Annotated in this window: 19 protein-coding genes, 1 tRNA gene and 1 pseudogene; 7 read left to right on the top strand and 14 right to left on the bottom strand. The window is 73.2% G+C overall.

Annotated features, from left to right (window positions below; all coding sequences use genetic code 11):
* Positions 1-682: 682 nt before the first annotated feature.
* Complete coding sequence (locus ACQP1P_RS44470) at positions 683-1,402, top strand: hypothetical protein (RefSeq protein ID WP_433080884.1); 720 nt, start codon at positions 683-685, stop codon at positions 1,400-1,402.
* A 62-nt stretch (positions 1,403-1,464) separates the two neighbouring features.
* Complete coding sequence (locus ACQP1P_RS44465) at positions 1,465-1,731, top strand: transcriptional regulator (RefSeq protein ID WP_433090389.1); 267 nt, start codon at positions 1,465-1,467, stop codon at positions 1,729-1,731.
* Between the two features lie 14 nt (positions 1,732-1,745).
* On the opposite strand, the gene ACQP1P_RS44460 is transcribed toward ACQP1P_RS44465, so the two are convergent.
* Positions 1,746-3,122: a gamma-glutamyltransferase gene (locus tag ACQP1P_RS44460; RefSeq protein ID WP_433080882.1), complete on the bottom strand. Its 1,377-nt coding sequence runs from the start codon at positions 3,120-3,122 to the stop codon at positions 1,746-1,748.
* A gap of 49 nt (positions 3,123-3,171) precedes the next feature.
* On the opposite strand from ACQP1P_RS44460, the gene ACQP1P_RS44455 reads away from it, so the two are divergent.
* Positions 3,172-4,518: an MFS transporter gene (locus ACQP1P_RS44455; RefSeq protein ID WP_433080880.1), complete on the top strand. Its 1,347-nt coding sequence runs from the start codon at positions 3,172-3,174 to the stop codon at positions 4,516-4,518.
* Positions 4,460-5,920: a pyridoxal phosphate-dependent decarboxylase family protein gene (locus tag ACQP1P_RS44450; RefSeq protein WP_433080878.1), complete on the top strand. Its 1,461-nt coding sequence runs from the start codon at positions 4,460-4,462 to the stop codon at positions 5,918-5,920. The genes ACQP1P_RS44455 and ACQP1P_RS44450 overlap by 59 nt, the downstream gene beginning before the upstream one ends.
* On the opposite strand, the gene ACQP1P_RS44445 is transcribed toward ACQP1P_RS44450, so the two are convergent.
* From ACQP1P_RS44445 to proB, 4 genes are read right to left on the bottom strand one after another with little or no spacing between them, the layout of a single operon-like run.
* Positions 5,886-6,857 (bottom strand): complex I subunit 1/NuoH family protein, encoded by a 972-nt coding sequence (locus ACQP1P_RS44445; protein ID WP_433080876.1) that lies wholly within the window; start codon positions 6,855-6,857, stop codon positions 5,886-5,888. The two genes, ACQP1P_RS44450 and ACQP1P_RS44445, sit on opposite strands and share 35 nt — an antisense overlap.
* Complete coding sequence (locus ACQP1P_RS44440) at positions 6,857-7,375, bottom strand: NADH-quinone oxidoreductase subunit C (RefSeq protein WP_433080874.1); 519 nt, start codon at positions 7,373-7,375, stop codon at positions 6,857-6,859. The genes ACQP1P_RS44445 and ACQP1P_RS44440 overlap by 1 nt, the downstream gene beginning before the upstream one ends.
* Entirely contained in the window at positions 7,372-7,881 is a 510-nt protein-coding gene (locus ACQP1P_RS44435) for an NADH-quinone oxidoreductase subunit B (RefSeq protein WP_433080872.1), read from the bottom strand. The genes ACQP1P_RS44440 and ACQP1P_RS44435 overlap by 4 nt, the downstream gene beginning before the upstream one ends.
* 22 nt (positions 7,882-7,903) lie before the next feature.
* On the bottom strand, positions 7,904-9,004 hold the full coding sequence (gene proB / locus ACQP1P_RS44430; protein WP_433080870.1) for a glutamate 5-kinase: 1,101 nt from the start codon (positions 9,002-9,004) through the stop codon (positions 7,904-7,906).
* A 52-nt stretch (positions 9,005-9,056) separates the two neighbouring features.
* On the opposite strand from proB, the gene ACQP1P_RS44425 reads away from it, so the two are divergent.
* Complete coding sequence (locus ACQP1P_RS44425) at positions 9,057-9,356, top strand: MGMT family protein (protein ID WP_433080868.1); 300 nt, start codon at positions 9,057-9,059, stop codon at positions 9,354-9,356.
* Positions 9,357-9,418: 62 nt separating this feature from the next.
* Here the strand turns inward: ACQP1P_RS44425 and ACQP1P_RS44420 are convergent, their stop codons facing one another.
* On the bottom strand, positions 9,419-10,174 hold the full coding sequence (locus ACQP1P_RS44420; protein ID WP_433080866.1) for an SDR family NAD(P)-dependent oxidoreductase: 756 nt from the start codon (positions 10,172-10,174) through the stop codon (positions 9,419-9,421).
* 84 nt (positions 10,175-10,258) lie between these two features.
* Between ACQP1P_RS44420 and ACQP1P_RS44415 the strand changes: the two genes are divergently transcribed.
* The gene (locus tag ACQP1P_RS44415) at positions 10,259-10,876 is read left to right on the top strand and encodes a TetR/AcrR family transcriptional regulator (protein WP_433080864.1); all 618 of its coding nucleotides are present in this window, start codon (positions 10,259-10,261) and stop codon (positions 10,874-10,876) included.
* Here the strand turns inward: ACQP1P_RS44415 and ACQP1P_RS44410 are convergent.
* A tRNA-Tyr gene (locus ACQP1P_RS44410) sits at positions 10,867-10,947 on the bottom strand. The two genes, ACQP1P_RS44415 and ACQP1P_RS44410, sit on opposite strands and share 10 nt — an antisense overlap.
* A 102-nt stretch (positions 10,948-11,049) precedes the next feature.
* On the opposite strand from ACQP1P_RS44410, the gene ACQP1P_RS44405 reads away from it, so the two are divergent.
* Positions 11,050-11,544, top strand: a complete 495-nt coding sequence (locus ACQP1P_RS44405) for a YajQ family cyclic di-GMP-binding protein (RefSeq protein WP_433080862.1) — start codon at positions 11,050-11,052, stop codon at positions 11,542-11,544.
* 300 nt (positions 11,545-11,844) lie between these two features.
* On the opposite strand, the gene ACQP1P_RS44400 is transcribed toward ACQP1P_RS44405, so the two are convergent.
* The 7 genes and pseudogenes from ACQP1P_RS44400 to ACQP1P_RS44370 all read right to left on the bottom strand — a co-directional run bounded on the left by ACQP1P_RS44400 (position 11,845) and on the right by ACQP1P_RS44370 (position 19,802).
* On the bottom strand, positions 11,845-12,006 hold the full coding sequence (locus ACQP1P_RS44400; protein ID WP_433080860.1) for a hypothetical protein: 162 nt from the start codon (positions 12,004-12,006) through the stop codon (positions 11,845-11,847).
* 101 nt (positions 12,007-12,107) lie between these two features.
* The gene (gene htpX, locus ACQP1P_RS44395; protein WP_433080858.1) at positions 12,108-12,983 is read right to left on the bottom strand and encodes a zinc metalloprotease HtpX; all 876 of its coding nucleotides are present in this window, start codon (positions 12,981-12,983) and stop codon (positions 12,108-12,110) included.
* 209 nt (positions 12,984-13,192) lie between these two features.
* Positions 13,193-14,695, bottom strand: coding sequence for an NADH-quinone oxidoreductase subunit N (locus tag ACQP1P_RS44390; RefSeq protein ID WP_433080856.1), 1,503 nt, complete (start codon positions 14,693-14,695; stop codon positions 13,193-13,195).
* Positions 14,692-16,302, bottom strand: a complete 1,611-nt coding sequence (locus tag ACQP1P_RS44385; protein ID WP_433080854.1) for a complex I subunit 4 family protein — start codon at positions 16,300-16,302, stop codon at positions 14,692-14,694. The genes ACQP1P_RS44390 and ACQP1P_RS44385 overlap by 4 nt, the downstream gene beginning before the upstream one ends.
* Positions 16,299-18,140 carry an NADH-quinone oxidoreductase subunit 5 family protein gene (locus ACQP1P_RS44380; protein ID WP_433080852.1) on the bottom strand — a complete coding sequence of 614 codons (1,842 nt, stop codon included), beginning with the start codon at positions 18,138-18,140 and terminating at the stop codon, positions 16,299-16,301. The genes ACQP1P_RS44385 and ACQP1P_RS44380 overlap by 4 nt, the downstream gene beginning before the upstream one ends.
* Before the next feature lie 467 nt (positions 18,141-18,607).
* Positions 18,608-18,967: pseudogene (nuoK, locus tag ACQP1P_RS44375) on the bottom strand (NADH-quinone oxidoreductase subunit NuoK); the annotation flags it as partial.
* A 313-nt stretch (positions 18,968-19,280) separates the two neighbouring features.
* Positions 19,281-19,802 (bottom strand): NADH-quinone oxidoreductase subunit J family protein, encoded by a 522-nt coding sequence (locus tag ACQP1P_RS44370; protein ID WP_433080850.1) that lies wholly within the window; start codon positions 19,800-19,802, stop codon positions 19,281-19,283.
* Positions 19,803-19,876: the final 74 nt, after the last annotated feature.

Here is a 19,876-nt window from a genome sequence, read left to right as displayed (position 1 = left end):
CGCCACCGCTTCCGACTGCCCGCTTCCCGACCGCCACCGCTTCCCGACCGCCCCGCTTCGCTATCGCCACCACTTCGCGACCGCCCTGCTTCCCGACCACGGCCCGGCCGCGGCCACCCAGGCTGCGGCCGGCCCGCCAGCCCACCGCGCCACGAGCACGGCGCGCCGACGCCACACGGTGCTGCGCCGGGCCGCCGGTTCATGGGGTGCCGTGTGGTCTCGTTTCGCTGCTTGGCGGACGTGGCCCCCGTTCGCCGCTTTGCGAGCGCCGTCCAGCCACGTTTCGCTGCTCCGCGAGGTCGGCACGCCGGTCCGCCGCCTCGCGAGCGCCGCCCGGCCGCGTTCGTCGCTTCCCGAGCGCCGCCAGCCATGTTTCGCCGCTTCGCGAGCGCCGCCCGATCGCGACCAACCAGCCCGCCGATCCGCCGCCTCGCGAGCGCCGCCCAGCTACGTTTCGCCGCTCAGCGAGCATCGCCCGACCCCGCACCTGAGCTTCGGTCCGACTCGTCCACGCAGCCCAGGCCAGTGGGGCATGCGGGACTGTAAATCCGTCACCCTACCCGGCACTGGCACCGCGTGCCGACCAGCTCAAGCCGGCAGAAAACCTCCCGTCCGGCCGCGGTCCAGCCGAATTCGCTGTGCTCTGTTGCGCAGACTAACTCTGTAATGCAAAGCTATCTCCATGGAAGACGAGCCGGAAAGTCCTCGTGAGCTCCTGGCGTCGGTGCGTGCGCTGACGCGCCGGGTCCGTGTCGCCCAGCGCGGCACCTGGTTCCCACTGCTGGTCTTCGCGACGATCACGCTGGTCGCGATACCCGTCTACCGCTACGTCCCCTACGTCGACGTCTTCGGCACCTGCCGATCCGGCCCGCAGGACAAGGTCTGCATGGCGCCCAACCCGGCCGAGCTCGGGTACTGGACGGTCGCGCTGCTGCTCGCCTACGCGGCGATCGCGGCCTTCTACATCGGCAGGTCCCGGCGGCGCGGGCTGGGCACCCCCGTCCGCCCCTACGTCGTCGTCGGCGCCGTGCTGGCCGTGCTGATGGCGGCCGCGTCGATCTGGTTCACGTTCCACCCGATCCTTCCCCCGCCCGCCGACCCGCTCTCCACCGACCCGGCGCGGATCGAGGCCGGGCCGCTCGTGTGGCTCGTGAACGGGCTGGCCAGCCCCCTGGCGGTGATCGGGCTGGCGCTGCTGGTGCTCGCCTGGGTCGAACGGCACTGGGCGTTGCTGGCCTACACCGTCGTCTACCTGGCGATCGGCATGGTGCAGGGCAACCAGGCCATCCACTCGTCGTCGCCGTGGTTCTTCCTGCCGTACCTGCTGGTCCCGGCGGTGGTGCTGCTGCTGGGCGCGGCCGCGTTCGCCGCGTTCCGGCCGCGAGCCGAGGCTCGCGCGTGACGACGGATCACCCCGCCAACGGCCTCGACGACGTCGTCCATCAGCGCGTCCGGCTCGGCATCATGGCCATCGCCCACCAGGCCCGCCAGGTCGAGTTCGGCTTCCTGCGCACCACCCTGCAGCTGACCGCCGGAAACCTCGGGCAGCACCTGACCGTGCTGGAGAAGGCCGAGCTGATCCAGATCGAGAAGGGCTACGAGGGCAAGCGCCCGCGCACCTGGGTCACCCTCACCGCCGCCGGGCAGGCCGCCCTGCGCGACGAGATCGCCCACCTCAAGCGGCTCATCCAGCAGGTCGAGCAGGGGGAGCCGCCGGACGCCGAGGGGTGACCGGGGCGCCTCGGCTACAGGAGGCGCCCGATGCCGCCTCGCCTCGGGTCGCCGGCCGCGCCCGCGATGCCCACCGCGCTCACCCCGCCGAAGTAGTGGTCCAGCCCGTCCCACCGCTGGACCTTGTACCCGGCCTCCTGCAGCGCGTCGAGCTCGTCCTCGGGGTATCCGGGCTCGGCGTGCACCAGGTCGGAGACGACATGGAAGCGCGGGCGGCCGATGGCGGTCAGGGTGTCGTCGCCGTCCACCACGGTGTTGATCAGGGCGTGCAGCAGCGCCGTGCGGATGCGCGTGGCGCCGGCCGAGCCGATGGCCAGCAGCAGCGGGCCGTCGGGGGCGGTGACGACGGCCGGGCACATGCACGACGCCATGCGCTCGCCCGGCCGGGTGCCCGGCCGGATCAGCTCGCCCTCGCCGAGCATCGAGTTCAGGTGGATCCCGAGGCCGTCCAGCCACACGCCCGAGCCGATCCCCAGTGTCAGCGTCACGACGCAGGCGTTGCCGTCGGCGTCGACGACCGAGATGTTGGTCGTATCCCCGAGACGCTGGGTGCCGTAGCCGCGCAGGGCGTCGGCCAGGGCCACGGCGCGCGGCGCGCGGGGCATGGCGACCAGGTCGGGCAGCGACCCCAGGGTCACGATGAAGTCGTTGAGGTCGGGGCGGGCCGAGACGGTCAGGCCGGCCAGCGGCGCCGACGCCACCGGCTGCGCCAGGACCTCGTACGCCGCCAGATCCGTCGACGTCAGGATTCCGCCGCCCGCGGCGACTGTCGCGACCATCTGCCGGCCCACGTCGCCGGTGTAGAAGGCGGCCGGGCCCGAGTCGGCGAGGATGGCCAGGGCGCGGTCCAGTCCCGGGTGATACAGGAGGTCCCCGCCCGCCAGCAGGCGGCCGGTCGGGGCGTAGACCTGGGCGCCGAGCCCCGGCAGCATCGCCGGGGCCAGGGACGCCAGGGTCGAGGCGTGCGGCTGGGGCAGCAGCGTGCCCGAGCGGGCCAGCGACAGCGCGGGGGCCACGACCCGGGGCCAGGGCAGGCGGCCCCAGCGCGCGTGGATGGCGCCGGCGCCGGCCGGGACGCCGGGCACGCCCACGCTCGAGGCGCCGATCTCGTACCGCTGCGGAACCCCGCCGAAGGAGATGGCGATCGGCTCCATCGGCGCCGCGGCGCGCGTCGCGTCCAGGCCCGGCACCGAGCAGAAGAAGTCGAGGCAGGTGGTGACCCCGGCCGCGGCGTCGTAGAACGTCGCGAAGCCGCCGCCCGCGATGCCGGTCAGCACGCTCTCGGCCACGCAGCCGGCCAGCATCGCGGCCACGGCGGCGTCGGCGGCCGAGCCGCCCTCCTGCAGCACCCGCAGACCGACCTCGGTCGTCGCCGGATGTCCGGCGGCCACCCCTGCGGGGACTTTCCATGAGGAATTCTCGCGGTAGCATCCCTGGACCATGAACCACCCGTCGGAGTCACTGCCCGGTCGCGTGCGGGCGGGATACGCACTCGGCTCGCTCGTCACGGGTGCCTTCGGCACCGTGCCCGGTCTCTTGCTTCTGCCCTATCTCACCGACACCCTCGGCGTCGCGGCCGGGGTGGCCGGGCTGCTCGTGCTGGCGCCGAAGGCATGGGACGTGCTGATCAACCCGGTTGCCGGGAGGATCTCCGATCGTACCCGCACGAGCTGGGGCGCCCGCCGGCCGTTTCTGCTCGGTGCCGGCCTCGCCGTGGCGCTGCTCTTCGCGGCGATCTTCGCGGCCCCGGTCCGCAGCGGCGTGTACGTCGCGCTGACGTTCCTCGCCACGGCGACCGCCTACGCCTTCTATCAGGTGCCGTACGTCGCGATGCCCGCCGAGATGACCGACGACTACACCGAGCGGACCCGGCTGATGACCTGGCGCGTCGCCCTGCTCGCGGTCGCCATCCTCGCGTCGGGCGCCCTGGCCCCGGTCGTGACCAAGCAGTTCGGCGACGGGATTCCGGGCCACCGCGCCATGGGCGTCTTCGTGGCCATCCTCATCGTCATCGGTACGTTGGGCAGCTTCTTCGGCACCAGGAAGGCGCCGACCGGGCGCACCCTGCCCAGCGAGGGCTCGCTGCGGGCCCAGCTCGCCACCGCGAGGACCAACAAGGCGTTCACCCGGCTGCTCATCTGCTTCATCGTCCAGGCCGCCGGGATCGCCACCATGCTCGCCGGGGTCAGCTACTTCGCCACCCAGATCCTCGAGGACCCGGACACGGGCGCCACCGTGCTCTTCGCCTGCTTCGTCGGTCCGGCCCTGCTCGTGATGCCGCTCTGGTCGCGGGTCGGGGCGAGGATCGGCAAGCTGCGCGCGTACGTCCTGTCCAGCCTGATCTTCGCGGCCGCCGCGGCCCTCATCGCGCTGGCGCCGGTGCTGCCCGACGCCGTCGTGTACGTGGTCACCGGGCTCGTCGGCTGCGGCTACGCCGGCCAGCAGGTCTTCGGCCTGGCCATGCTGCCGGACTGCATCGCGTTCGACGCCGCGCGCACGGGCCGGCGCCAGGCCGGCGTGTTCACGGGGCTGTGGACGGCCGGCGAGACGTTCGGGCTGGCGCTCGGGCCCGGGATCTTCGCGCTGGTTCTGGCCGCGTTCGGCTACGTCTCCAGCGACTCCGGCACCGCCGCGGCCCAGACGGACACCGCGAGGCTCGGGGTGCTGCTGGGCTTCACGGTCGTGCCGGCCATCGTCGTGGCATTGGCGTTGTTCACTCTGCGAGGCTATGACCTCGACGAAGAGCGACTGTCGCGGGAGGGTGAGGAACTTGAGCGCACTGCCTGAACAGGGCATCCCGGCCCGGGAGGTGCTCGCGGAGCTCAAGGAGCTGCGCGAGCACGATCTGCCTACGCATGGCGGGCGGCTGTTCGCCTACGTATACGACCCCGGGCTGGCCGGGCTCGACGACCTCGCGGCGGCCGCGCACGCGATGGCCTCGCACGTCAACGGGCTCGACCCGACCGCGTTCCCCTCCCTGCTGGCGATGGAGAACGACCTGGTCGGGGCGGCCGCACAGGTGCTCGGCGGCGACGAGCACACCGTCGGCAGCGTCACGTCCGGCGGCACCGAATCCCTGATCCTGGCCGTGAAGGCGGCCCGGGACGGGCGGCCCGACATCGCGCGCCCGCGGCTGGTCATGCCGGCCACGGCCCACGCCGCGCTCGCCAAGGCCGCGGCCTACCTGCGCGTAGAGCTCGACACCGTGCCCGTCGACCCGGTGTCGCTGCGCGTGGATCCGGCGGCGGTCGCGGCCGCCATCACCCCGGACACGGTGCTCGTGGCCTGTTCGGCGCCGTCGTACGCGCACGGGCTGATCGACCCCGTCGAGCCGATCGCCGCCGCGGCGCGGGCCGCCGGGGTCCGCTGCCACGTGGACGCCTGCTTCGGCGGCTGGACCCTGCCGTACCTGCGCCGGCTGGGCGAGCCCGTCCCGCCGTTCGACCTGTCGGTGCCGGGGGTCACCAGCATCTCCGTCGACCTGCACAAGTACGCCTACGCACCCAAAGGCGTATCCGTCCTGCTGCACCGCGACGAGGCGCTACGCATGCCGCAGTACTTCGGGTACGCCGACTGGCCCGGGTACACCATGGTCAACCCGGTCATCTCCTCGACGCGCTCCGGCGGCCCGATCGCCGCGGCCTGGGCCACCCTGCGGCACATCGGCGACGACGGGTACCTGGCCCTGGCCGCGAAGACGCGCGACGCCACCCGCTCGATCGCGGACGCCATCGCCAGGATCGAGGACTTCTCCGTCGTACCGCGGGAGTCGACGGTCGTCGCCTTCACGTCCTCCGGCGTCGACCTGTTCGTGCTCGCCGACGAGCTCGCCGCGCGCGGCTGGCACACCCAGCCGCAGTTCCGGCACGGGGAGATGCCGGCGTCGGTGCACCTGACCGTCACCGCCGCCGTCGCGCCGCGGGTGGGCGAGTTCGCGGCCGACCTGGCCGCCGCGGTCGCCGCCGCCCGCGCGCACGGGCCGGTCGAGCTGCCCGACGGCGTGCTGGACCTGCTGGGGTCCGCCCCGGTCGAGCAGCTGGCCGCGGCCTTGGGGCTGGGCGCGGGCGGGGGCCTGCCGGAGCGCATGGCGGCCGTGAACTCGCTGCTGAACGCGGCGGCACCGGCCGTACGAGAGAAGCTGCTGGTGGCTTTTCTCAGTCTCCTGCAGCGACCTTCACGGCGGCCGTGAGCACGAGCTGGGCCAGCGCGGCGGGGACCAGCCCGAGCCAGCACAGCCGCTGGAGCTGGTCCTCGCGCAGCCGCGGGTAGGACACCCGCACCCAGATCACCACGAACGACACCGCGAACACCTTGATCAGCGTCCAGGCCCAGCCGAGCTGCGCGTCGAGGCCGAACGGGCCCTTCCAGCCGCCGAGGAACAGCACCGTGGTGAGGGCGGCGATGACGACGATCCCGACGTACTCGGCGAGCAGAAAGAAGGCGAACCGCAGGCCCGTGTACTCCGTCATGTAGCCGAAGACCAGCTCGGAGTCGGCGATCGGCATGTCGAACGGCGGCCGGCGGATCTCGGCGAGCCCGGCGGTGAAGAAGACGAGCATCGCCGGCAGCTGCCACAGCAGCCACCACGGCCGCCAGGCCTCGACGATGCCGGACAGCGACAGGGTGCCCGCGGCCATGGCGACCGACAGGGCGCTCAGGATGAACGGCAGCTCGTACCCGAGCAGCTGGGCCGCCGCCCGCAGCCCGCCCAGCAGCGCGTACTTGTTCGCCGACGACCACGCCGCCATGAGCACCGCGACCACGCCGACGCCGACCACCGCGAGCACGAAGAAGAGCCCGATGTCGAGCTTCTGCGCGACCAGCCCGTTCGGGCCGAGCGGGATGACGAGCAGGACGACGAGGTACGGCAGCAGCGCGATCACCGGCGCGAGGCGGAACACCGCCCGGTCGGCCGCCCGCGGGGTGATGTCCTCCTTCTGCACGAACTTCACGCCGTCGGCGACGAGCTGCGCCCAGCCGTGGAACGCGCCCGCGTACATGGGCCCGAGCCGGCCCTGCATGTGCGCCATGACCTTGTGCTCGGCCTGCCCGACGACGAGCGGCAGGGTGAGGAACGCGATGACGACCCCGACAACGCGGATCGCGACATCCAGCCAGATCGGCATCACTTCGGCCACTCTTTGGGATCCGGAACCCCGGGCGGCCGCATCGGGGCACGCTTGCTCACCGTGTGCTCGCTCTCGCCGGGCTCCTTGGCGCCGGGCCAGGGCTTGGCGACCCGGGAGGCGAGCACGAACTCCTTGCGCAGCGGGTGGCCCTCGAACTCCTCGGGCAGTAGCAGCGGCTTGAGCTCGCCGTGCCCGGTGAACCCGATCCCGAACATCTCGTGCGTCTCCCGCTCGTGCCAGGCCGCGCCCGGGTAGATGCCGACGATGCTGTCGATGGCCGGCGCCGAGCGCGGGATCTCGGCCCGGATCAGCACGCCCTGCCTCCGCGTGGTCGACCAGAGGTGCACGACGATCGTGAACCCGCCGGGCAGCTCGTCGACGGCCGAGAGCCAGTCGAAGAAGTCGAAGCCCTCGTCCCTGGCCGTCGCGATCGCCTCGGCCCAGGTGCCCGCGGGAACGTCGTAGGTCGGGCGGGCGAACCGGCCGCCGCCGCTCTCGGAGACCTCGCCCTTCACTTCTTCACCGGCGGGGCCATGAGCGCCTTGACGTCCGGCCGCGGGGTGCCGCCGAGCCCGGCCTGCTCACCCGCGATCTTCTCCTGCAGGCGCATGATCCCGTGCAGGAGCGCCTCGGGCCGCGGTGGGCATCCCGGCACGTACACGTCCACGGGGATGATCTGGTCGACGCCCTTCGTCACCGAGTACGAGTCCCAGTAGGGCCCGCCGCAGTTGGAGCAGGCGCCGAAGCTGATGACGTACTTCGGCTCGGGCATCTGGTCGTAGAGCCGCTTGACCGCCGGCGCCATCTTGTCGGTCACGGTGCCGGAGACGACCATGAGGTCGGCCTGCCGCGGCCCGTGGGCGAACGGGATCACGCCCAGCCGCATGAAGTCGTGCCGCCCCATGGAGGTGGCGATGAACTCGATGGCGCAGCAGGCGAGCCCGAAGTTGAACACCCACAGGGAGTATCGCCGTCCCCAGTTGAGCACGAACTTGATCGGCTCACCCAGCACTCCCGACATGGCCACAGCCTACTCGCGGCGGCTACAGCAGCACGAGGTCGTCGCGGTGGACGACCTCGCGCTCGTACGCCGGGCCCAGCTCCGCCGCCAGGTCCCCCGTCGAGCGCCCCAGCAGCGGCGGCAGCTCGGTCGCGTCGTAGTTCACCAGCCCGCGAGCCACGGGAACGCCACCCGCGTCCACGAGGTCGACCGGATCGCCCGCGGCGAACCGCCCGTCCACGGCGGTGATCCCGGCCGGCAGCAGCGACGCGTGGCCGCCCACGACCGCGCGCACGGCCCCCGCGTCGAGATGCAGCCGCCCCCGAGGGCTGGTCGCGTGCGCGAGCCAGAACAGCCGCGCCTGCGGCCGCTCCCGCTGCCGGTGGAACAGCGTGCCGACGGGCTGCCCGGTGAGCACGGCGGACGCCTGCGGCGCCGACGCCAGCACGACGGGGATGCCGCTCGTGGTGGCGATCCGCGCGGCCTCGACCTTGGTGACCATCCCGCCCGTGCCGACGCCGGCCCTGCCCGGCCGCCGGACGTCCACCCCGTCCAGGTCGGCGAACGTGCGCACGTCCGTGATGGCCGCGGACGTGGGCAGCGACGGGTCGCCCGTGTAGAGGCCGTCCACGTCGGACAGCAGCACGAGCAGATCGGCGTGCACCAGCGCGGCGACGAGCGCCGCGAGCCGGTCGTTGTCGCCGAAGCGGATCTCCTGGGTCGCGACCGTGTCGTTCTCGTTCACGATCGGGATCGCCTTGAGGTCCAGCAGGCGCCGCAGGGTGCGGTAGGCGTTGCGGTAGTGGGCGCGGCGCGTCACGTCGTCGACGGTCAGCAGGACCTGCCCGACCACGCGCCCGTGCCGGGCGAAGGCGTCGTTGTACGCCCGCATGAGCAGCCCCTGCCCCACGCTCGCGGCGGCCTGCTGGGTCGCCAGGTCGCGCGGGCGCCGGGGGAGCCCGAGCGGGGCCAGACCGGCCGCGATGGCGCCCGACGAGACGAGCACGACCTCGGCCGGCGTCGTGGCCAGCGCCTCGACCAGCGCGTCGACCCGCGCCTCGTCGAGCCCTCCGGCCGCGGTGGTCAGCGACGACGACCCGATCTTGACGACGATCCGCCGAGCCTCGGTGACCTGTTCACGCACGCCGCTCATCTTGCCGCGTGCGTCCCGGCGCGGCGCGGTAGGTTCCCATATCGTGGCGGACGAGGAGTACACCGAGCTGGTCCTGTCGCTCGTGGAGCGCATTCCGCCGGGGCGCGTCATGTCGTACGGCGCGATCGCCGAATACCTCGGCCAGGGCGGACCGCGCCAGGTCGGCAGCGTCATGTCCCACTACGGCGGCCCGGTGCCCTGGCACCGAGTCGTGGCCGCGAACGGCCGGCTCGTGCCCGGCCACGAGCAGGAGGCGCTGCGCCGCCACCGCAGCGAGGGCACGCCGCTGCGCGGGGACAAGGTGGACATGCGTCGCGCCCCCTGGTGGCCCGACTCCGACTGAGCCGCTCAGCCCTCAGGCCGCGCGGGCGTCGGCCTTTTACGCAGCGTGGGGCGCGAGAGCCTTTATGCCGCGCGGGCGGCACCGTGGGCGGTGACCGCGGTCAGGCCGCCGTCAACCGCCAGGGTGGCGCCGTGGATGTGTGCGGCCTCGTCCGACGCCAGGAACACCGCGGCCGAGGCGATCTCCGCCGGGCTGGACAGGCGCCGGCTCGGGACGGTGGCGACGATGCGCTCGAGGTACGGCCGAATCGGCGTGGACCACTCCACGTCGGTGGGCCCGGGCGCGATGGTGTTCACCCGGACGCCGTGCGGGCCGAACTCCGCCGCCCATGCGGCCGTGAGCGCGTGCAGGGCCGCCTTGCTCGCGCTGTAGAGGGCGCTGCCGGGCATGCCGGTGAGCGCGTTGATCGAGCCGATGTTCACGATCGCGCCCGAGCCGCGGGCCAGCATCTTCGGCGCCAGGGCGGCGGTGAGCAGGTACGGCGCCTTGACGTTCGTGGCCAGGGCCGCGTCCACCACGTCCTCGGGCGTATCGGCGGTCGAGCGGCCGCCGACCAGGTAGGCGGCGTTGTTCACCAGGATGTCCACATCACCGGCCCGGGCCGCGAACTCCTCGATCGCCTCACGGCCGGCGGCGAGGTCGACGGGCAGGAAGCGCGCGCGGCCGCCGATCGCCGCGGCCACCTCGGCGCCGAGATCGGCCCGGCGGCCGCTGACGATGACATCGGCGCCCTCGGCGGCGAAACGCTCGGCGATCGCGCGGCCGATGCCGCTCGTCGAGCCGGTGATGAGGGCGGTGCGGCGGGCGAGTCGGCTCATGACGTACAACTCCTGAATGGACTAGACGGTCCAGCCAATCTAGCAACGTCTGGACCGAACAGTCCACATGGCTAGGATGTGCTTGTGAGCACGTCCCTGACGCGGAAGGGGGCCGCGACCCGGGAGCGCATCGTGGCCGGCGCGGCCGCCCTGCTACGCGAGCGCGGCGTCGACGAGGTGTCGCTCGACGACATCCGGGCCGCGACCGCCACGAGCAAGAGCCAGCTCTTCCACTACTTCCCGGACGGGCGTGCCGGACTCCTGCTGGCCGTCGCGCGGCATGAGGCCGCAGCGGTACTGCGCGACCAGGAGCCCCACCTCACCTCCCTCGGCCCTCCCGAGTCTTGGGCGGCCTGGCGGGACGCGGTGATCGAGCGCTACGAGGCACAGGGCACGCGCTGCCCCCTGGCGGCCCTGACGCGCCAACTGGCCCCGACGAACCCCGAGGTGCGGCCGATCGTGTCGGACCTGCTCGAAACCTGGCGAACGCGACTCACCGAGGGCGCCCGCCGGGCCGGCGCTCCCGACCCGGAGCGGTCGGGGCTGGTCATCCTGGCGGCGGTGCAGGGTGGCGTCGGCATCCTGCTGGCGACCGGGGACTCGACGGCGTTGCGGGTGGCCTTGGACGCGGCTTTGGCCGAGGTCGGCAACGCAAAAGGGCCCGTCGGTGACGGGCCCTTCAGACTTGCCGGTGGCGGGTAGAGGATTCGAACCTCTGTAGCTTTCGCGACGGATTTACAGTCCGCTCCCATTGGCCGCTCGGGCAACCCGCCTGGCGGAAGCCAGAATAGCGGTACGCCCCGGGGGCAATGCAAACGGGTACCCTCGGCACGCCCACAACCGTCTTTCGCACGCAGTAACAGGGAGCGTCTGCCATGGCTTCGGCACCCTCGTTCGACATCGTCAGCAAGGTCGACCGGCAGGAGGTCGACAACGCGCTCAACCAGGCCGAGAAGGAGCTGGCGCAGCGGTTCGACTTCCGCGGCACCGGCGCTGAGATCAAGTGGGCCGGGGAGGAGACGGTGGCCCTCCAGGCGGAGACCGAGGAGCGGGTCGTCGCCGCCCTCGAGGTCTTCAAGGAGAAGCTGGTCAAGCGCAACATCTCGCTCAAGTCCCTCGACGCGGGCGAGCCCCGCCCGTCCGGCAAGACCTTCAAGATCGACGCCAAGATCGTGCAGGGGATCGAGTCGGACAAGGCCAAGGCCATCTCGAAGAAGATCCGCGACGAGGGTCCGAAGGGCGTGCAGGCCCAGATCCAGGGCGACCAGCTGCGCGTGACCGGCAAGAAGAAGGACGACCTGCAGGCCGTCATCACCCTGCTCAAGCAGGAGGACTTCGGCATCGCCCTGCAGTTCACCAACTACCGCTGACCTGGCGCTGCTCCGGCTCGCCCGCGGGCCGGAGCGGTCGGCGGGCCTGGAGCGGTCAGCGGCGCTTGCTGCGCCGCACGACGTGAGCTTGGAGCGGTCAGACGGCGCCTGTTGCGCTGGACGACGTATGCCGGAGCGGTCAGCGGCGCCTGTTGCGCCGCACGACGTGGGCCTGGGGCGGTCAGCGGCGCTTGTTGCGCTGCACGACCACCACCACGACGGCGGTCACGATCACGGCCACCACCACGACGCAGCAGCACAGAACTTCCCACGGTCGGATCGCACCCATAGCCGCGCAGCCTAGCCGAGTGACACCTCCACCGTTGACCCGTCTCGATCGACAAGATCGCGGAGGTCGCCGGGCGCGCGGACGAGCAGGAAGCTGTCCGTGTGGCGGATCTCGATGTCGAGCTCGCCGGCCTCGTCCGGGTCGGTCAGCACGACTTGGAGCGTCTGAGCCATGGCTGCCGACCCTACAGGGCGGCCCGTTTCCCATCGCTCGTGTGAGTGAACGCGAGCGCTGACCGGCGGGACACCGGTCAGCGCTCGTCCTCGGCTACGGGTCACCGGTGCAGCGCGAGCCCCGCCATCTGCTCCAGCCGCGCCACCCGCTGCTCCATCGGCGGGTGCGTGGAGAACAGCGACGCGATCCCGCCGCCGCGCAGCGGGTTGTCGATCATCAGGTGCGCCTGGCTGGCCAGCTGCCCGTCGGCCGGCAGCGGCAGCGCCTGGGTGCCCCGGTGGATCTTCCGCAGCGCGCTGGCCAGCGCGAGCGGGTCCCCGGTGAGCTGGGCGCCCGACTCATCCGCCTGGTACTCCCGGCTCCGGCTGATCGCCAGCTGGATCACGGTCGCGGCCAGCGGTCCGAGGATCATCATGAGCAGCAGCCCCGCGAGGCCGGGCCCCTCCTCGTCGTCGTCGGACCCGCCGAGCGGCAGGAAGATCGCGAGGTTGGCGAGCATGGTGATCATCCCGCCGAGCGCCCCGGCCACGCTCGAGATCAAAATATCCCGGTTGTACACGTGCGACAGCTCGTGTCCGATGACGCCCCGCAGCTCGCGCGGCGTGAGCATCTCGAGAATCCCCGAGGTGACCGCGACGGCCGCGTTCTGCGGATTGCGCCCCGTCGCGAACGCGTTCGGCTGCCGGGTCGGGCTGATGTACAGCCGGGGCATCGGCTGCCCGGCACTGGTCGCCAGCTCGCGAACCATCGCGTACAGCTGGGGAGCCTGCGCCTCGGTGACCGGCTGCGCGTTCATCGCGCGCAGCGCGATCTTGTCGGAGTAGAAGTAGCTGAACGCGTTCATGGCCAGCGACAGGAACACGGCGATGACCAGACCGGTGCTACCGCCGAGCCAGTAGCCGACAAGCAGAATGAGCGAGGTCAGCAACCCGAGCAGGGCTGCCGTCTTCACACCGTTGAAATGCCTGTGCTGCATGCCACCTACAACAGCGCGACTCCCCGTACTCCTTCCCGGCGCTCGCTGTGAGCTGGCTGAAAGTCATGCCGCGAAGCTGATCGTCAGCCGAACGTCCCGGCGGCGCGCATCACCAGCTCGGGGCCGAACCCTACGAGCACGGCCACGACCGCGGCGGTCCCCACGGAAGCGGCGACCGGCCACGGCAAGTCACGCCGCGAAGCTGATCGTCAGCCGAACGTCCCCGCGGCGCGCATCACCAGCTCGGGGCCGAACCCCACCAGCACGGCCACGACCGCGGCGGCCCCCACGGAAGCGGCGACCGGCCACGGCACCCGAGCGCGCGGCGTTACGGCCACGGGCCCGTCGCCCGGCGCGGCGAAGAAGGTCGCGCCCACGCGCACGTAGTACGCGAGCCCGATCACCGCGTTCACCGCGACCACGATCGCCAGCCAGGTGGCGTCCCCGCCGAGGAGCGACCGGACCACCGCCACCTTCGCGAACAGCCCCGCGAGCCCAGGCGGCAGCCCCGCCAGCCCGGCCAGGGCCAGCACCAGCACCGCGGTCAGCCAGGGCGACCGCCGGGCCAGCCCGCGGTAGTCGGCGATCTCTCCGCCGTCGGCCGCCCCGCGCGCCGCGACCAGCGCCCCGAACGCGGCGAACTCGAGCACCACGTAGAAGAAGGCGTACCCGATCGCGGCCGCCACCAGCAGCGGCGTCACCTCGTCGGCGGCGATCAGCGCCCCGAGCGGCGCGAGCAGATAGCCGGCCTGCGCGACCGAGGACCAGGCGAGCAGCCGCACCATCCGCCGCTGCCGCAGCGCCACGAGGTTGCCGACGGTCATGCTCAGCACGGCCAGCACCGCGAGCGTCAGCCCCGAGGTCGACAGCACCGGCCGGGCCGCCGAGACCCCGACGAGCAGCAGCGCGACGACGCCGCCCAGCTTCGACGCGGTCGAGAGGTACGCGGCGACCGGCAGCGGCGCCCCGTCGTACGTCGCAGACGCCCACGCGTGCGCCGGCACCGCCGCCACCTTGAACCCGAGCCCGACCAGCAGCAGCACCACGCCGACCTTGAGCATCGCCCCGGTCGCGAGCCCCGCCGCGCCGGCCTCGGCCGACTGCCCGGCCAGGTGGGCCTGCCCCGCCGCGATGTCCGAGAAGTGCACCCCGCCGGTCGCGGTGAACACGAGCGCCGCGCCCAGCAGCGCGATCGCCGTCGACACGACGCTCACGACGAAGAAGGTGACCGCCGCCGACGCGCCCTCGCGAGCCCCGCGGCGCAGCCCCACCAGGAGGTACAGCGGCAGGGTCAGCGTCTCCAGCGCCACGATCAGCGTGATCAGATCGCGCGCCCCGCCCAGGACCACGGCCCCGGTCAGCGAGCAGGCGAGCAGGAAGCAGTACTCGCCGACCGGCACCTCGCCGGTCCGCAGCAGCGGCACCGACAGTGCCAGCGCCCCGAGCGCGAGGGCCGCGAACACGCCGGCGACGATCGCCGTCGCCGGATCGAGCACCAGCGAGCACTGGTCGGGCCCGGCGCAGAAAGCGGCCCGCCGCTCGCCTCCGGCCCCGACCGCGATCGCCGCGGCGAGCACCCCCGCCATCCCGAGCGCCGTGACGCCCATCACCGGCCCCCGCCGCCCCGGCACGAACAGGTCCGCGAGCAGCGCGAGCACGGCCGTCCCCGCCGCCACGTACGCGGGAATCAGCGCCACCTGGTCGATCCTCATCGCCCGAACACCCCCGCGAGTGCCTCGACGGCCGCGTTGGACCAGCCCAGCACCAGCGCCGGCGCCACACCCACGGCGAGCGTGAGCACGATCAGCGGCGCCCACGCGACCAGCTCACCCGCGGTCAACCGGGCCGCCGTCCGCCCGCCGCCGTCGTCCACCCGACGACCGGGTTCTTCGCCGTGAGGGAGCCCCGCGCCGGGTGGCGCCGCTCCCACGAGCGCGGGCAGCGGCCGGGCGAGCGCCGCGACGTCGGGCGTGGCCGCGCCGTGGGTGACCCGGCGCAGGAGCCGCAGGAAGTACGCCGCCGCCAGCGCCGCCCCCGCCGCGGCCAGCACGCCCAGCGCGGTCCACAGGAGCCCGCCGCGCTGGAACGCCGCCACCACGGCGAACGCCTCGCCCCAGAACCCGGCGAGTCCCGGCAGGCCGAGCGACGCGATCGCCGCGAAGGCCAGCACCCCGCTCAGGGCCGGAGCCGTCTCCCGCAGGCCGCCGAGCCGGTCGAGGTCGCCGGTGTGGGTGCGGTCCTTGATGCCGCCGGCGACGAAGAACAGCAGCCCGGTGACGATCCCGTGCGCGATGTTGCCGATCAGCGCCGCCTGCATGCCCGTCGCCGTGAGCGTGGCCACGCCCAGCAGGACGAAGCCCATGTGACCGACGGAGGAGTACGCGATCAGCCGCTTCAGCTCCGTCTGCGCCAGGCAGATCAGGCCGCCCGCGACGATCGCCGCCGTCGCGAGGATCCCCAGCACCGGCGCGCTGCGGGCCGCCCCGTCCGGCGCCACCCCGACGGCGACCCGCAGCAGCCCATAGGTGCCCATCTTCAGCAGCACCCCGGCCAGGATCACCGACCCGACCGTCGGCGCCTCGGTGTGTGCCGCCGGCAGCCAGGTGTGCAGCGGCCAGAGCGGGCTCTTCACCGCGAACGCGAGCGCCAGCAGCACGAACGCCAGTAGCTGCATGCCCGCCGACATCGGCCGCACCGCCGGGTCGCTCAGTGCTACCAGGTCCCCGGTGCCGGAGGACGATACGACCACGAACACGCCGACCAGCAACAGCACCGAGCCGAACAGGGTGTACAGCACGAACTTCCGCGCCGCCCGCCGCCGATCGGCCCCGCCCCAGACCGCGATCACCGCGTACATCGGCAGGAGCACGACCTCGAAGAGCACGAAAAACAGCACCAGGTCGAGGGCGAGGAACACCCCGGTGATGCCGGCCTGCAGCACCAGCAGCAGCGACACGAGCAGCCGCCCGCGCCCCGGCTCCGGCACCCGCCAGAGGCAGTAGGCGCAGCAGAGCACGGTCAGCAGGGCGGTCAGCGCGACGAGCGGATAGGAGATGCCGTCGACGCCGATGTGGAACCGCAGGCTCAGCGACGGCGCCCAGGGCGCGTCGATCTCGGCGAACGGCTCGATCCGCCGCACCCCGGTGGTCTCGGTGCGCGCGAGGCCGAGGGCGACGACGACCCCGGCGGTGGCCGCCGCGAACACCGTCCCGCCGACCCGCCCGGCCCGGTCGAGCCGGGCCGGCATCGCGGCCGCGAACACCGCCCCGATCGCCGGCAGCAGCAGCGTGGCGAGCAACAACGTCTGTGCGGAGCTCATCGCCCCACCCCCAGCGCGATGACGATCACGGCCGCGAGCACCACGCCGCCGGCCAGTACCGCGGTCGCGGCCCGGGGCAGCGCGGCGGTGTGGGCCCGGGCGAGCAGCCCGCCGAGCCCGCCGGCCCCGGAGCCGACCCCCTCGACGGCCCCGTCCACGAGCCCTTCGTCGCCGCGGCGGGCCAGCCGTGCCAGCGCGGCCACCGGTCGCGTCACGAGGGCGTCCTGCACGGCATCCAGATAGAAGGCGTTCGCGAGCAGCCGCCCGAGCGCCGTGTCGGGCGGCGCGGCGGCCGGATCGCGACGCCAGGCGAGCAGCGCCCCGGCGGCCAGCAGCACGAGCGCGACCAGCGTCATCCAGCCCAGGTGCGCCAGCGGCTCGCCGGCACCGAGCCGCTCGCTGAAGCCGGTCAGCAGCCCGGCCAGCCCGAGCAGCGCCGCCGGCACGGCCAGGACCAGCAGCGGCCCCCGCATCGCCCACGGCGGCTCGTGCCCGGCCTCGGCCGCGGCGGTGCGCGGCGGGCCGAAGAACGTCCGGCGCCAGAGCCGCACGACGTAGGCCGCGGTCAGCGCCACCGTCACCCCCGCCGATCCGAGCACGATCCACGCGACCCCGCGCGGCACCGGCCCGGACCCGGTCGTCGCCTCGAGGATCGCGTCCTTGCTCCAGAACCCGGCCAGCGGCGGCACCCCGGCCAGCGCCCCGAGCCCGATCGTCATGGTCCAGAACGTCACCGGCATCCGGCCGCGCAGCCCGCCCATCGCCGACATCAGGTTGGTGCCGACCGCGTGGATCACCGACCCGGCCGCGAGGAACAGCAGCGCCTTGAACGCCGCGTGGGTGAGCAGGTGGAACAGCGCCGCCGAGGGCGCGCCGACCGCCAGCGCCCCCGTCATGTACCCCAGCTGGCTCACCGTCGACCAGGCGAGCACCCGCTTGATGTCGTCCTGCCCGAGCGCACTGAGCGCGCCGAGGAGCATGGTCACCGAGGCCATCACCGCGAGCACCACCATCGCCGCGGTCGAGCGCTCGAACAGCGGGTACAGCCGGGCGACCACATACACACCGGCCGCCACCATCGTCGCCGCGTGGATCAGCGCCGAGATCGGCGTCGGGCCGGCCATCGCGTCGGGCAGCCACGTGTGCAGCGGGAACTGCGCGCTCTTGCCCGCCACCCCGGCGAGCAGCAGCACACACGCCGCGGTCAGCGTCCCGCCGGAGATCCCGCCCGACCGCGCCGCCGCGAACACCTCGGCGATCCGGAAGCTGTGCGCGTGCAGCCCCAGCACCACGATCCCGAGCAGGAAGCCGATGTCGCCGACCCGCGTCACCAGGAACGCCTTGACCGCGGCCCGCGGCGCCTCGGGCAGCCGCCGATCGTGCCCGATCAGCAGGTATGAGCAGATGCCCATGACCTCCCAGCCCACCAGCAGCGCGATGAGGTCGCCAGACACGACCACCAGCAGCATCGCGCCCGTGAACAGGCTCACCTGAGCCGCATACGGCGCATATCGCTCGTCGTCGTGCAGGTAGGCAACGGAGTAGACCTGAACGCAGAGCGCGACCACGCCGACCGCCACGGCGACCAGACCCGCCGGCCCGTCCAGCCACGTCCCGAACGTCACGGTGACCCGCCCGAACTCGGCGATCGTCACTCCGGCGTCGGCGCCGCGAACCCCCCGCACCGCGACCGCGATCGCGCACACGAGCGCGACGGTGGCCCCGCCCACCCCGAGAAGAGCGGCAAAGCCCCGCATCCGGTACCGCAGCAGCAACCCCACCAGCCCCGCCGCGACGGGCACCCCGGGCAGCGCGGCCCCCAGCGCATCGACGCTCACCGAGCCACCCCCGTTCCGCCCGTGTCCGGCTCCTCCACCGCTCCATCGGATCGAGGGCCCGAAACGGTTCTTGCCGCGCCCGCCTCGCCGGTGCCCACTCCGTCGTCCGGGACTGAGACAGGCACCGCACCGCCCGGCTCCGCCTCCCGCTCCCGCTCCAGCTCCAGCTCCAGCGACGGCTCCGGGGTCAGCACCGCACCCGGCTCCGGCTCCCGTTCAGGTTCCGGCTCCCGCTCAGGTTCCGGCTCCGGCTCAGCTTCCGAGTTTGGGGCCGGCACCGCTTCATCCGGCTCTGGCTCGTGCGACGGGTCTGGGGCCGGCACCGCCGCGCCCGGCTCCGGCTCGTGCTCCGAGTTCGGGGCCTGCACCGCCGCACCCGGCTCCGGCGACGAGTCCGGAGACAGCACGGCACCCGGCTCGCTCGACGCATCCACGGGCGGCACTGCGCCTGGGTCCGGCGGCGGGGCCGGCACCGCACCCGTCGCCGGCGGCGGAGAGGTCGACGGTCCGGGAGGGGGTGATCCGTCGCCGAGCGGGAGGTCGTCGACGCCGACCGTGCGCCGCAACCGGTACAACTGCAGGATCAGAGCCAGTCCGACCCCGATCTCCGCGGCCGCCAGGACGATCACGAAGAGCGTGAAGGACTGCCCGGCCTTGGGCGCCGCGGCCCGGATGGTCGCGTCGGCGGTCACGAACACCAGGTTGACCGCGTTGAGCATGAGCTCGACGGCCATGAGCAGCAGGACGGCGTTGCGGCGGACCAGCACGCCGTAGACCCCGATGCCGAACAGCAGGCCGGCGATGGTGAACGGCAGCACGGGATGCATCAGCCGCGCCCCCGTCCGCTCAGGTCGAGCCGGGAGACGCAGGCCGCCCCCGAGCCGCGGGCCGGCCGGAAACCGCGCACCGGCCGAGAGATACAGGCCGGATCTGCGGTCGGGGCTAGTCGGCAGCTGCGGACCGGCCCCGACCGCGCCGTCGGCGAGGCTTTCCAGCTCGTGCACGGGGAGGTCATCGTCCAGGCGCGGGCCGCTCGGCAGCTGCAGATCGGCCCGGATCTGAGGGCCGGCCGGGAGGCGCAGGTCGGCCGGGAGGAGCGGGCTGGTGTGCGGCCGCTCGCAGGCGTCGGGCGCGGTGTCATCAGCCACGCCTCCGTTCCGCCGCGCGGCCGCCGATGTCCGGGCGGGACACCACGATCGCGCCGACCAAGGCCGCCAGCAGCAGCACCGACACGAGCTCGAAGGGCAGGACCCACGTGCGGAACAGGGCCGCGCCCAGGCGCTCGGCGGTGCCCGGCTCCGGCATCGCGACCCGCGTCCACCGGAACGCGTCGATGAACAGGGCCGCGAGCCCCAGCCCGGCCCCGGCGCCGATCAGGGCCCCGGGCCACCGGGTGCGGTCGAGGTCGTCGCTCGCCCCGATCGGGGCCCGCGTGAGCATCACCGCGAAGAGCAGGAGCACCACGACCGCGCCGACGTAGACCAGCACCTGCACCCAGGCGACGAGTTCGGCGGTGAGCACGAGATAGAGGCCGGCGATCGCGCCCAGGGCGACGACGAGCCAGAGCCCAGCCCGCACGACGTGGCGGGTGGTCACGACCAGGAGGCCGGCGCCCAGCGCCACAGCGCCGAGCGCCAGCGTGAGCACGTCGGCCACGGTCATCGCTGCGCCACCCTCATGGCCGACATCCTGCCATCCGGGTATGACAGGAATCGACCGCCGGGCCGCCTCGCGAT

This window comes from Dactylosporangium sp. CA-052675, from assembly GCF_050947935.1.
Classification (GTDB): Bacteria; Actinomycetota; Actinomycetes; order Mycobacteriales; family Micromonosporaceae; genus Dactylosporangium.
This window is presented reverse-complemented; position numbering and strand designations above follow the sequence as displayed.